Below are 12,277 nucleotides of genomic sequence, written 5' to 3'. Positions count from 1 at the left end.
TGTAAAAAGAAAAAGGAAAAGAGGGAACAAGATGTGGAAAACTACTGATCTATGTGATGAATTTGAAAAGGAATTACAAATATGTCGCCAGTCTTTTCGGTCTTTTGGGAAGAAAGAACAATTCCATGGGAAAATTGCAACTGTAAAAGTGAAAGATGATAATGTACTAGTGAAGGAAGGATTGCAAACATTACCAGAAGGAACAGTATTAGTTGTTGATGGAGGAGCGTCTGCTAATTGTGCGTTACTTGGTGATAATTTGGCAGCTATTGCAGAAGAAAGAAAGCTAGCAGGAATTATTGTGAATGGGTATGTTCGTGATTCTAGTGAACTAAAGAATATTAATATTGGTATTTTAGCGTTAGGAACGATGCCAAATAGAAGTGTGAAAGAAGGAAAAGGAGAACGAAATATTTCATTGCACTTTGGACAAGTAGAATGGAATCCAAATGAATATGTCTATGCGGATGAAGATGGCGTCATTATTAGCGAAAAGAGTTTACATAGTTAAGAGTTAATAAGTTATTATTCTTAGAAAATAAATCCGATAAAGCATGGACAAAATTCTTTGTCAATAGTAAAATAATACAGAAATTTAAAATTTACAGAATGTATAGGTTTATCGTTTTATGATAACTTAAATGGAAGTAAGTTGTGCCAAGAAAAGTGAATGTTATCACAATGATACGTTCATAAACAAAATTATTTTTCCTATACAAATATAGCCGCGAATAATGCGGGTAGGAGGTGTTGTACATTTTTGTTCGACACTTACAAAAAGAGAGTGTCAATCGCACGCCCTTGAAGGGCCTTTTTTTGTGTAAATGGTAGTAAGGGAGGAAATTTTGGGATGGCAATGTTGAAAAAGTGGCTGCTTACGTCGTTAATGGCAGTGACACTTGTATTTGTTTCTTTTGCGAATACAGTACATATTACGTTTGCTGAAGAAAATACAGCAAAACTTGCAATTATTGGGGAATCACAAAAAGGCATTATGTTATGTCCGAAAGAAGAGCAAATTAAAGATGGGGAAACAGCTTTAAGTTTGCTGCAAAAGGTCATGGGGGACAAGGTAGAATCTGAAACGATGTCGTTTGGAACATATGTAAAAGGAATCGATGGTTTAATGGCCGGGGATACAAGTGCTTGGCTGTATGATGTAAATGATAAGTCTGCAGAAGTCGGAGCAGATAGTTATAAATTAAAATCTGGAGATGTTGTTGTCTTTCGCTTTGCTTCAGACTGGAGCAATATAAGCCAGGAAACATTGAAAGAAACGTTAGATAAGTTTGGGACGTGTAAAACAGAAGAACCAAAGACGGATGATCCAAAACAAGAAAAACCAGAAGAGCCAAAGACGGATGATCCAAAACAAGAAAAACCAGAAGAACCAAAGACGGATGATCCAAGACCAGAACAACCAGAACAACCAGAACAACCAGAACAACCAGAACAACCAGAACAACCAGAACAACCAAAGCAAGAGAACATTCAAGATTCAAGTGCACAATTAAACGAAGCCATTTCTAAAACATCAGATAAGATGTTACAAGATGGAATTGAAAGTGATTGGGTAGCTGTAGCGCTTTCTCGTTCTGGAAAGAATGTGCCAATTGAGGCAAAATTAAATTATGTTAAGTCAGTAACTGAAAAAGTAGAAAAGCGCATTAATCGTTTTTCAGCGACAGATTTAGCTAGAACAATTATTATGATGAATGCAATGAGTGCAGACCCTAAAAATGTAGGTGGACATAATTTAGTTCAAAAATTGTATGAGTCAGATAAAGTGAATTCTGTTACAGGTTATGCATTTGCTTTACTTGCATTTGATACGAAGAAGTATGAGATTCCAGTTGAATCAAAATGGAACAGAGTTGCTCTAGTGGAAGCACTGTTAAATAATCAGCATACAGACGGTGGATGGACTTATAATAGTTCAGGTAGTAAAGATAGTGCTAGTAGCGTTGATGTAACAGGTATGGTTTTATCAGCATTAGCCCCTTATCAAGAGCGATCAGATGTGAAACCAGCTATACAAAAAGCTGTTGCGTATTTATATAACGAACAGCTGCAAAATGGTGGTTTTTCAGCTGATGGACAAGAAAATTCAAATAGTACTGCGCAAGCAATTATTGGATTATCGCTTGTTAAAGATGTAGATCAAAACCGTCTTCATAAGGCAATGCAAAACCTATTATCATATCAACTTTCAAATGGTGAATTTAAATGGTTACCAAGTGATCAAAATGGTAACGGAATGGCTACAGAACAGGCTCTTTTAGCATTACTTCAATTTAAGGAAATGGGGAAATCTATTTATGATTGGTCTAATGTAGACATTGGTGATGTAATTAAGCCAAAACCGATTGAAGAGCCAGAAAAGGTCGTTGAACCAGAAAATAATGTAGTAGAAAAAGAAGTTACTGAAGAACCGAAAGAACAAAAACAAGTACAAGAAGAAACAAAAGATGAAAATCTAAAAGTAGTTGTAGATAACGAACCGGTTAAGAATAAAAAAATCGGAAACGGTAACAGTCTACCAAAAACAGGAGCATCTTCTCATAGTCCAGCAACAGAAGTAGGTATGGGTGTATTATGTATTGCTTCTGCATATGTATTATGGAGACGTAAAGCAGCTTAACAAAAAATTAGGAGCAATTATTTGCTCCTAATTTTCGTATGAAAGGTGAGAGATAGGATGAGTAAGGTGAAATGGTTCATTTCTTTACTGCTTTCGCTCGGGCTACTTGCCGGATGTGAAGAGGCAGCTGTAAAGCCTGAAAAGAAGGTAGAACCGAAGCAAGAAGAGGTAGCGAAACAAGAAGAACAAAAAGATGAAGCGAAGCCAGAAGAAAAAGCAGAAGAAAAGCAGCAAGAAGAACAGAAAGAGAAACAAGAACAAAAAGTAGAAGAGAAGCCGAAAGAGGAAAAGCCGCAGGCACAACCAGAGGTAAAGAAAGAAGAGAAACAACAGGAACAACAGCCGGCTGTAAATAAGCAACCAGAGCAGCAACAAGCACCAGAAGAGAAACAACAACCGAAAGCACCAGAAGTAAAAGAAGAAGCAAAGGTTGTGAATCAGCCGAAAGAAACACCGAAGCAGGAGCAAAAGAAAAAGCCAGAAGAGAGCAATAGTGTACCAGCTCCACCACCACCGGTACCACCACCAAACCCAGTGCCACCACCAGTACCACCACCAGTACCTAAAGCAAAACAAGTAACAATCTCGGTAAAAGGAAATAACGGATATATAATGGGTGCGAAAAAGATGGATGTACAAGATGGCGATACTGTGTATAAAGTATTACAACGTACAGGATTAGATGTTGATGCAAGCGGATCTAGAGATAGTATTTATGTAAAAGGTATTAATGATTTATATGAAAAAGATATTGCGGATACTAGTGGATGGAAATATCGTGTGAACGGTGCTTTTCCAAACCATAGTGCTGGTGTAGCTACGGTAAAACCAGGAGATACAATTGAGTGGGTATACGTATTACAATAAGAAAGGCATTCGGTAAAGGGCTATGAAAATAAGTTTTTCTTCTTTACATCCTTTTGTGAATTTTTTCTATTATATCGGGGTGATGATACTATGTACGGTGTGTCTTCATCCTCTTTTTTTAATTGGAGCAATAGTATTAATTATTATGTTAAATGTGATGCAAGGAAATAGCGAAAAGATAAGAAAGATGCTACCGAGCACAATTGTTTTCTTTTTTATGGTAATTTTATTTAATTCGTTATTAACGCATAGAGGTCGAACTACGTTATTTTGGTTAGGTGATAGCCGTATTAAGCTTGAGGCGATTATGTTTGGAATAGTAATGGGGTTATTACTAGTTGCAGTTATGTTTACGTTTGCGTCGTACAATGATATTATGTCCAGTCATAAATTTTTATATTTGTTTTCAAGAATTTCACCGAAAGTTGCATTGTTAACGATGATTACAGTGAGATTTGTTCCTTTGTTTATAAGACGATTAAAGAAAATCACACTCGTCCAAAAAACGAAAGGTGTGCAGGTAGATTCAGGTTCGATAATTGAACGCGTCAAAAATGGTATGCAATTGCTGCAAGTATTATTAATTTGTTCATTAGAAGATGCACTGCAAACGGCAGATTCTATGCAAGCTCGTGGATTTGGTGTAACGAAGCGTACGACGTATATTCGCTATAGAATGGAAAGGCGTGATTGGTATACGCTCAGTTATTTAATCATTTTATTTATAGCTGCTATTGTATGTAGTAATTATGGCGGAGGGAAATTGATTATTTATCCGAAAGTCGAATCTATTTTATTCCAGCAATACGATGGAATGATGTTTGTATTATTTACACTGTTTATTAGTTTACCAATTATGATGGAAGGGAGAGAATGGATATGGTGGCGCATGCAGAAATAAACAATTTATCATTTGTATATGCTGATGAAAACGAATACGCGTTACAGCATATTTCTCTTTCTGTTCAAAAAGGTGAGTTTATTGCACTTGCTGGAGGATCGGGATCTGGGAAGACGACGTTATTAAAACATTTTAAAAAGGAGTTACTTCCAATTGGTACGCGTTCTGGAGAGATATTTTATGAGGGTGTTTTAATAGAGGAAGTAGCTGATTTGTTATCTGCCCAAGAAATTGGGATGGTATTTCAAAACCCAGAAAACCAGATTGTTATGGATACAGTGATTCAAGAATTAGCATTTTCTTTAGAAAATATCGGATTACCATCACATATTATTCAAAAAAGAATAGCAGAGCTTATTAGCTTTTTAGGATTTCAAGATTTATTGCATCAATCTGTTCATACGTTATCTGGTGGGCAGAAGCAGCTTGTCAATTTAGCTGCGGTATTAGTTATGCAGCCGAAATTGCTATTATTAGATGAACCGACAGCGCAGTTAGATCCAATCGCTGCAAAAGAATTTTTAGGATTATTAAAACGGATTAATGAAGAACTTGGAATTACGATTATTTTAAGTGAACATCGCTTAGATGAAGTTATCCCGCTTGCAACACGCGTTGTTTGTATGGATAATGGCCGTATTATGTATGATGGTAGTCCTAAAATTGTTATTACGGATATGTGGGCAGTAGAAACATTCCGTCCATTTATTCCGCAAATTCCAAGGCTATTTTTAGAGTGGAATGTGAGAGATATTCCGTTTACAGTGCGAGAGGCGCAAATGAAAATGAATGATTTTGCAGCGATATCATATGTAAATGAGCCAATAGCACAAAGTGAAAAGCAAGAGGTAATTTTAAGCGCAGAGCATATTTCGTTCCAATATGAAAAAAATAGTCCGCTTATTTTACGTGATTTATCAGTTTCGATTGAAAAAGGAAAATGGGTAGCACTCGTTGGGAAGAATGGTACAGGTAAGTCTACACTGTTAACGATTTTAGCAGGATTACAAAAAGCGAGAAGAGGGAAAGTAAAGTGGAACGGAAAAGTGATACATAAAATTGATTCGAAAGAACGATTTAAAAGTATTGGGTATGTATCGCAGCATCCGTATTATCATTTTACATTTGATACAGTATGGGACGAGGTTTATGAACGTGCACGTGAATTATATGGAGAACAAGGAAAAGAAATAGCAGAAGATACGCTAAAACAGTTTTGGTTGTATTCGCTTAAAGAACGCCATCCGCACGATTGTAGCGGAGGAGAGCAACAATTACTTGCGTTATGTACGACGTTATTATCAAAGCCGACTTTATTATTACTGGATGAACCGACAAAGGGGTTAGATCCATGGAAGAAAGAAAGAGTAGGAGAGCTATTTAGGAAGCTACAAAAAGAAGGAACAACAATTGTAATGGCGACGCATGACATTGAATTTGCAGCGAAATACGTTGATCAATGTATGATGTTATTTGATGGAACAGTCATTATGAATGATGCACCGAAAGAATTTTTTAGCGGCAACTTCTTTTATACAACATCTATTAACCGATTCATTCGAAAAGAATTGCCATATGCATTAACGTGGGAGGATGTGTACGAAGCTTGTCCAAAAGATATGTTGCATTCATAATATGTATCTTTGCAGTAATAATCGGCACATTACTCTTTACGACACTTGTCATGGACGGTTATTACATGTTAAGTAGTTTGTTTATATTAGCGGTTATTATGTTACCTTTCTATATCCGTTTTGAAAGAAAGGCGTTTGTTTCACGTGAAATTGTTCTCGTTGCTGTATTAGCGGCAATTGCAGCAGTAAGCCGGGTGCCATTTTCTATTTTACCAAGTGTACAACCAACTTCTTTTGTCATTATCGTTTCTGCAATTGTATTTGGAAGTGAAACTGGTTTTATGATTGGTGCTACAGCAGCAATTGTATCTAATATTTTTTTAGGACAAGGTCCATGGACACCGTGGCAAATGTTTTCGTGGGGTATGATTGGTTTTATAGCAGGTTTACTTCGTAATACATTTTTTATGAAAAAGCTATGGGGAAGACTTCTTTACGGAGTAATTGTTGGCTTTTTATTTGGCTGGATTATGAATTTCTGGGGCCTTCTCGGTTTTATACGAGAAGCAACGTGGGAAACTGTCATTTCGTATTATATCGCAAGTTTTTACTTTGATTTGAGCCATGCGATTTCGAATGTTATTTTCTTATTACTATTTAGTACTTCATGGATTACGATTCTTACAAGATTTAAAAAGAAATACGGTATATTAGATGAGCATAACGTGACATAGAAAAGCATACTCATATAAGGTAGGGTCGCGACTTACATATTCGTTTGCCTCTTTCATGCTTCTTACATATTGTAAGGAGCATTTTTTTGTCAAAAAATCGATTTAATATACATCCGTTATTATATAAAATTATTTGTATAATTGTAGGTGAGAACTTCTTTCAAAAGGGAGGTGTATAGTTAATGAAGTTAGTTATTCCGAAGCAACATGGTGCATGGGCTATGCTTGTTATTCCTTTTTTATTAAGTGTCATACTTGGAAAACCTACTATTTATCATATTCCATTGTTTTTAGCGTGGTTCTTTATCTATTTAGCCACGTATCCATTTCTTACGTACATAAAGCAAAGACGAAAAAAAGAGTTTTTACAAGCTGCCATTGTTTATTTCAGCATTGCGTTCCTATTTGGGACGATTTCTTTATTATATGAGTGGCGAATTCTTTTATTCTTAATAGTAATGATTCCATTATTTATAGTGAATATGTATTACGCCCGTCAAAAAAATGAAAGAGCACTATTAAATGATATTTGTGCAATCATTGTGTTTTGTATCGGTGGGTTAATTAGTTATTACTTTTCAATGAAGCAAATCGATCATACAGCTTTATTCATTGCACTTATTTCATTTTTATACTTTTTAGGTAGTACGCTCTATGTGAAAACGATGATTCGTGAAAAAAATAACCCGAAGTATCGTCTTATATCTTGGGGATATCATATCGTATTAACGATAATCATATTTGTGATTAATCCGTGGTGTTCTCTTATTTTTATACCAAGTGTCATTCGAGCAATTGTGTTGTATGGCAAAAAAATTTCTATTATAAAAGTAGGAATTTTAGAAATTGCTAATTCTGTATATTTTTTAATCATAACGGCAATAATTATGAAGTATGCCATTTGAAAAAACTTCCCATCAATTGATGGGAAGTTTTTAATCTTTTTCTAAAATGTGAACGGTGTACTCGCAACGTTGAATAGCTTGTTCAACAGCATAAAGTGATTGTTCAATACGAGCACGATTAAAATCTTTTTCAACTGTTTCGAGCGCTTCTTCTAAACAATTTTTAGCTTCTTGTAATGATTGAAAAGAATCTTGTACATATCCGCGAGCATTTTGATGCATTTCATAATCCTCCTTGCATGTTCGTATATGGGTAGTATGAACAGTAAGGAAGAAAATATAATTTGTTATATTTATTATATTTGTTTGACAATTAAAGTGGAATTACGTATAGTAAGAATTAAGTGAATATTTTCTTATCCAGAGAGGTGGAGGGACTGGCCCGATGAAACCCAGCAACCGCGATGCAGGTGCTAATTCCAGCAGAACATATTTGTTCTGGGAGATAAGACGAAGATATATACGTAACTTCTTCTTATCGGAGAGGTTTTTTTATTGCAAAAAAACCGATTACGAAAATTTATATTAAGAAGAAAGGGGTTGCGCATTACTGTGACACTCGAAAAATACGTAAAACTGCGTAGTACAGTTTATGAATATATGATAGAGCAAGATAAGCCAATATCATTGTTAGATATTCAAGAACATATCGTTTCGCATCATGAAGGAAAATTCACGAAAAAGATGTTGCATCAATTTTATTTATCAAGATTATTAGACGAACTAAAACTGGATGGGAAAATTACATTAGCTGATGAATATCTCTATGCTGAAAAAGGGGTATTGTATAAGGCGAGAAAAGGGAGCTAAGCTCTCTTTTTTTCTTAAAATAACGGAGTATGTAGAGTAAAAGACTGCTAAAGCAGCCTGATACAGGGAATGGTGTTGAGTGTGTAGTGTCAAAAATTGAATGTGCCTGAAAGAGGCAATTCATATCGGCTGCAAATGAAAAGAGACACCTTCGCCGAATAGGTGTCAGTCGTTTTGTCATATAGACTTGCTATTTGACAGTTATTAGAATAACATGCAGGGGTTGTGGAAGTCAAAAGGGAATTAAAGGAAGAGGTGTTGTTATGTATGCTTATTTAATAAAAGAACTATATAAGCATATTCCGAAATATATTATTGATAGAGGATATGAATATTATGAAGATGGGCATGTAGAAGATGTTGAAGTACATGATAATAAAGTATTTGCTTTTGTGACGGGTAATGCAGGGAATTATGAAGTAGTTATCGATCTCGAAGATTTTTCAGAAAGTAACTGTGAGTGTCCCTATGAAAATTATTGTAAACATATGGCGGCAGTTGTTTATGATATTCAAGGTGCTGGTGAGAGTGCAGTTAAAGAGAAACTGAAAGATTTAGAAAAAGAAGAGTTACTTATATTATTGAATCGATTGTTGCAAAGTTCGAAAAACGTACAAATTGTAGAGAAATTGTTAAAGAAGGGGTAACTTTAACTTATAGAGGGAGTTGTTTTGTAGTGAACGTACTAATTGTATACGCTCATCCTAATCCTTCAAGTTTTAACGCGGCGATTTTCAATCATGTACAAAAAGGACTACAGGAAACAAATCATTCAGTTACCGTACTTGATTTATACAAAGAACAATTTAATCCAGTCCTCGTATTTAATGAAGAGAAGAAAAGACGTGATTTAGTAAATGAAGAAGAAACAGCTCGGTACAGAACGTTAGTAGAAGAAGCAGATACACTTCTATTCATCTATCCAATATGGTGGTGGGGGATGCCAGCAATTTTAAAAGGATTTATCGATCGTATTTTCGTAGCTGGATTTGCTTATAAATATGAAGGGGCTCTGCCGAAAGGATTATTGCAAGGGAAAAAAGCGTGGGTTATTAATACGTTAGACTCGCCTCTATGGTACGTCGCATTGTTATATCGATCAGCAGATTGGATTATGATGAAGAGAGGTGTTTTACGTTTTTGTGGCATTCGCGATATAAAACGTTCAGTGTTTCAATCTGTGAAAACGAGTAAAGTATCAAAGCGTGAAAAATGGTTATTACAAATAGAAGAAAAGGCTCGTACATTATGAATGAAGTCGACCGTATTATAAACTGTATTCAGTATGACGGCGAACTTTTTCGGAAGTATGTTACGTGTTTACTTCAATTGAAAAAATGTAGTAAAACATTTCAGCAAATTCAAATAGAGTTAAGAAATGACTACTTGATAAGAGGAATTTGTGAAAGAGAAGTTGATGAGGTAGTACGGGGAAGTAAAGAATATGAAACATATTTTCTTCCTAAAGCGTTACAGTGGAATTTTTTGAGTGAACATCCACACTTGATCGGAAAAATTTGCGAAGATTTTTTTGCATTTGAGGCATTATATCTTAAGGACATAGAGTGGAATACAGTTATAAATTGCATGGGAAATAAATGATTTATTATGTAAAAAAGCTAGTATAAAACTAGCTTTTCGTTTAAATAAATAAGAAGCATAGACTAATGATAAAACCCGCATATAGTAAGTTCACAACACAAAATCCCATAATGTCACGAGCACCTAAACCAGCTATCGCTAATGCTGGTAATGCCCAGAAAGGTTGAATTAAATTCGTCCAAGCATCGCCCCATGCAATTGCCATTGCTGTTTTTGCAGCAGGTACACCAAGTTCAGCGCCAGCTGGAATCATAATTGGTGCTTGCACAGCCCATTGACCGCCGCCAGATGGAACGAAAATGTTAACAATGCCAGCACTTAAAAATGTAAAGAGCGGAAAAGTCGTTTCATTTGAAATGCTAATAAAGAAATTAGAAATAGCTCCTCCAAGTGAAAGTCCTTCACTATTTGCTCCAATCATCATGCCCATAATTCCTGCGTAAAACGGAAATTGAAGTAAAATGCCAGAAGCACTTTTCGTAGAGTCTGAAAAAGCGCGAATATACTGAATCGGAGTACTGTGGAAAATAAGACCTGCAATTAATAACATAAAAATCACGATATCGAGAGTAAGGTTAAAACCTTTCGTATAAAAGTAATTGAAAATATAAATGAGACCTAACAATCCAACGCAAAGTGTAATAATAATGCTATTTTCCATCTTTTCAGCGAATGTATTTTTTTCTACTTCTTGAGCAGCGGCTTCTTCATGGAACACGCTAGGGTCTACAGTGATCGTATGTTTTTCATCTGGATGCATCGCCTTATTAATGAGAGGCATCGTAATGAGAAAAATAATAACTGGAACGAGAGCGTATGGTGAGAATAACGTTTCTGTTATTGGAATCGCCTCTTTAATACTTCCAGCAGTCGTTTTAATTAACGTTTCACCGCCTGTTGCTAACGTAAGAGGGATAGAGGCAGAAAGACCCGCATGCCAAATGAGAAATCCAGAGTAAGAAGAGGCAATTGCTAGTCTATAATCTAATCCGTCCAGCTGCCTTGCCACTTCTTTTGCGTATAAAACAGATACAACAATTCCAAAGCCCCAGTTTATGTATGCACCAAGTAAACTTACAATTGAAATGGCAATAATGCCTTGTCCATTCGTTTTTGGTAGTCTGGCAGCTTTCGTTAATCCCTTTTTAATAAGAGGAGCATTTGCTAAAGCAGATCCAGTCACGAGTACAAGTGCCATTTGCATAGAAAAGGCGAGGAGTCCCCAAATTCCATTACCCCAGTGATTAATCATTTCTACAGGGGTTTGGTGAGTCGCAAACATACCAAAGAAGATAACAAAAACAGTTAGTAAACATGATAAAATAAACGGTTCTGGCAAGAAGCGTTGCACCAAGGCGACGCAACCATTTGTAAAGGAACGAAACAAAATAGATCACCCTCCTTATGTATATGTATTACAATTATTCGAGGTTGTTTAGGAGATAACCTCCAATATAAAGAAAATTCAGATATTTATAGGGTGGTAATTTATTGATAGGTTGATATAGAGCCTTGTATCAGATTCTGCTTTTAATATACTAGAAGAAAACGGTTGGAAATGGGGTAGCACTTATAGGGATAGTATAGAGAAAGGTTACTAGCTGGCTTTAAAGCAACTGTTGCAAAGGGAGAGGAGATTCAATACAATAGTGTTGCATTACATGAGAAATATGTTTTAGCACAAATCTAGCTAAAAATGTTTATACAAATACATTTAAAATTGATGGGGGAATTATGATCAAAAGTTTTTATCTTTTAAAGCCTAAAATGTTTACGGCAGATATGTATTATAAAGTTTTTATTACAGGTGACTGTATATATTTTATAAAGATTGGCGGACAGTTTCATAGTCGACATGCTTATAAAAAACAATTACCTGGTATTTCAGAGCTATTGTTTTTGCTCTGGTTCAAAAAAATTGAGAAAAAACAATTAAACTTAGAAACTGAAATAGATACAAAAATACATACTGGCGATGTACATGAACTCTTGCAATTAAAGAATAACTTTTCAATTGAAATAAATACAATTGAAGAGGTAGTATTAAATAAACGAGGAACGTTTCATACAGGTTTTAATGATAATGGAACAATTTCCTTTATGTTAAAAAATGGTCAAAAAATAAAGTTCATCATCCCGGAAGAAACTTTATTTTCATCTATAGAAGAAATTTTCGACCAATATGAACAGACAATCTTTGTAAGGGAAGTGTTTTAACGAATTCTCCAAAAGGTGTGGATGTA

General features: G+C 35.3%; 14 protein-coding genes and 1 riboswitch. Of the genes, 12 read left to right on the top strand and 2 right to left on the bottom strand.

What is annotated here, in order from left to right; translation table 11 throughout:
• The first annotated feature begins 31 nt into the window (after nucleotides 1–31).
• From rraA to MHI26_RS16735, 7 genes are all read left to right on the top strand, one after another.
• Complete coding sequence (gene rraA, locus MHI26_RS16765; RefSeq protein WP_061666591.1) at nucleotides 32–511, top strand: ribonuclease E activity regulator RraA; 480 nt, start codon at nucleotides 32–34, stop codon at nucleotides 509–511.
• Nucleotides 512–850: 339 nt separating this feature from the next.
• Nucleotides 851–2,641, top strand: a complete 1,791-nt coding sequence (locus tag MHI26_RS16760) for a DUF4430 domain-containing protein (protein ID WP_061666590.1) — start codon at nucleotides 851–853, stop codon at nucleotides 2,639–2,641.
• Between the two features lie 57 nt (nucleotides 2,642–2,698).
• Nucleotides 2,699–3,508 carry a DUF4430 domain-containing protein gene (locus tag MHI26_RS16755; protein WP_061666589.1) on the top strand — a complete coding sequence of 270 codons (810 nt, stop codon included), beginning with the start codon at nucleotides 2,699–2,701 and terminating at the stop codon, nucleotides 3,506–3,508.
• 22 nt (nucleotides 3,509–3,530) lie between these two features.
• Nucleotides 3,531–4,409 carry an energy-coupling factor transporter transmembrane component T gene (locus MHI26_RS16750; protein WP_061666588.1) on the top strand — a complete coding sequence of 293 codons (879 nt, stop codon included), beginning with the start codon at nucleotides 3,531–3,533 and terminating at the stop codon, nucleotides 4,407–4,409.
• The gene (locus MHI26_RS16745) at nucleotides 4,382–6,043 is read left to right on the top strand and encodes an ABC transporter ATP-binding protein (RefSeq protein WP_061666587.1); all 1,662 of its coding nucleotides are present in this window, start codon (nucleotides 4,382–4,384) and stop codon (nucleotides 6,041–6,043) included. Before MHI26_RS16750 ends, MHI26_RS16745 begins: the two co-directional genes overlap by 28 nt.
• The gene (locus MHI26_RS16740; RefSeq protein WP_000044901.1) at nucleotides 6,016–6,717 is read left to right on the top strand and encodes an ECF transporter S component; all 702 of its coding nucleotides are present in this window, start codon (nucleotides 6,016–6,018) and stop codon (nucleotides 6,715–6,717) included. The genes MHI26_RS16745 and MHI26_RS16740 overlap by 28 nt, the downstream gene beginning before the upstream one ends.
• A gap of 182 nt (nucleotides 6,718–6,899) precedes the next feature.
• Complete coding sequence (locus MHI26_RS16735; protein ID WP_061666586.1) at nucleotides 6,900–7,622, top strand: YwiC-like family protein; 723 nt, start codon at nucleotides 6,900–6,902, stop codon at nucleotides 7,620–7,622.
• A 30-nt stretch (nucleotides 7,623–7,652) separates the two neighbouring features.
• Here MHI26_RS16735 and MHI26_RS16730 read toward each other — a convergent pair whose 3' ends face one another.
• Nucleotides 7,653–7,844: a hypothetical protein gene (locus MHI26_RS16730; RefSeq protein WP_000554032.1), complete on the bottom strand. Its 192-nt coding sequence runs from the start codon at nucleotides 7,842–7,844 to the stop codon at nucleotides 7,653–7,655.
• Between the two features lie 131 nt (nucleotides 7,845–7,975).
• A riboswitch (SAM riboswitch) is annotated at nucleotides 7,976–8,074 on the top strand.
• 100 nt (nucleotides 8,075–8,174) lie between these two features.
• Here MHI26_RS16730 and MHI26_RS16725 point away from each other — a divergent pair.
• From MHI26_RS16725 to MHI26_RS16710, 4 genes are all read left to right on the top strand, one after another.
• Nucleotides 8,175–8,432, top strand: coding sequence for a hypothetical protein (locus tag MHI26_RS16725; protein ID WP_000171476.1), 258 nt, complete (start codon nucleotides 8,175–8,177; stop codon nucleotides 8,430–8,432).
• Nucleotides 8,433–8,695: 263 nt separating this feature from the next.
• Nucleotides 8,696–9,079: an SWIM zinc finger family protein gene (locus MHI26_RS16720; protein ID WP_061666585.1), complete on the top strand. Its 384-nt coding sequence runs from the start codon at nucleotides 8,696–8,698 to the stop codon at nucleotides 9,077–9,079.
• 29 nt (nucleotides 9,080–9,108) lie between these two features.
• The gene (locus tag MHI26_RS16715; RefSeq protein WP_061666584.1) at nucleotides 9,109–9,684 is read left to right on the top strand and encodes an NAD(P)H-dependent oxidoreductase; all 576 of its coding nucleotides are present in this window, start codon (nucleotides 9,109–9,111) and stop codon (nucleotides 9,682–9,684) included.
• Nucleotides 9,681–10,034: a group-specific protein gene (locus MHI26_RS16710; RefSeq protein WP_061666583.1), complete on the top strand. Its 354-nt coding sequence runs from the start codon at nucleotides 9,681–9,683 to the stop codon at nucleotides 10,032–10,034. The genes MHI26_RS16715 and MHI26_RS16710 overlap by 4 nt, the downstream gene beginning before the upstream one ends.
• Nucleotides 10,035–10,074: 40 nt before the next feature.
• Here MHI26_RS16710 and MHI26_RS16705 read toward each other — a convergent pair whose 3' ends face one another.
• Nucleotides 10,075–11,421: a short-chain fatty acid transporter gene (locus MHI26_RS16705; protein WP_000490012.1), complete on the bottom strand. Its 1,347-nt coding sequence runs from the start codon at nucleotides 11,419–11,421 to the stop codon at nucleotides 10,075–10,077.
• A 347-nt stretch (nucleotides 11,422–11,768) separates the two neighbouring features.
• Between MHI26_RS16705 and MHI26_RS16700 the strand changes: the two genes are divergently transcribed.
• Nucleotides 11,769–12,251, top strand: coding sequence for a hypothetical protein (locus MHI26_RS16700; protein ID WP_000597312.1), 483 nt, complete (start codon nucleotides 11,769–11,771; stop codon nucleotides 12,249–12,251).
• Nucleotides 12,252–12,277: the final 26 nt, after the last annotated feature.

It is taken from the genome of Bacillus sp. FSL K6-1218 (assembly GCF_038006445.1).
Taxonomy (GTDB): Bacteria; Bacillota; Bacilli; order Bacillales; family Bacillaceae_G; genus Bacillus_A; species Bacillus_A thuringiensis_S.
The sequence above is the reverse complement of the archived record's forward strand: the minus strand, read 5'-3'. Positions and strand labels throughout refer to the sequence as shown.

Coding starts and splice junctions, on each gene's coding strand:
- rraA (WP_061666591.1), top strand. CDS start 32: ATGTGGAAAACTACTGATCTATGTGATGAATTTGAAAAGGAATTACAA.
- MHI26_RS16750 (WP_061666588.1), top strand. CDS start 3,531: ATGAAAATAAGTTTTTCTTCTTTACATCCTTTTGTGAATTTTTTCTAT.
- MHI26_RS16730 (WP_000554032.1), bottom strand. CDS start 7,844: ATGCATCAAAATGCTCGCGGATATGTACAAGATTCTTTTCAATCATTA.
- MHI26_RS16710 (WP_061666583.1), top strand. CDS start 9,681: ATGAATGAAGTCGACCGTATTATAAACTGTATTCAGTATGACGGCGAA.
- MHI26_RS16760 (WP_061666590.1), top strand. CDS start 851: ATGGCAATGTTGAAAAAGTGGCTGCTTACGTCGTTAATGGCAGTGACA.
- MHI26_RS16745 (WP_061666587.1), top strand. CDS start 4,382: ATGGATATGGTGGCGCATGCAGAAATAAACAATTTATCATTTGTATAT.
- MHI26_RS16755 (WP_061666589.1), top strand. CDS start 2,699: ATGAGTAAGGTGAAATGGTTCATTTCTTTACTGCTTTCGCTCGGGCTA.
- MHI26_RS16700 (WP_000597312.1), top strand. CDS start 11,769: ATGATCAAAAGTTTTTATCTTTTAAAGCCTAAAATGTTTACGGCAGAT.
- MHI26_RS16735 (WP_061666586.1), top strand. CDS start 6,900: ATGAAGTTAGTTATTCCGAAGCAACATGGTGCATGGGCTATGCTTGTT.
- MHI26_RS16720 (WP_061666585.1), top strand. CDS start 8,696: ATGTATGCTTATTTAATAAAAGAACTATATAAGCATATTCCGAAATAT.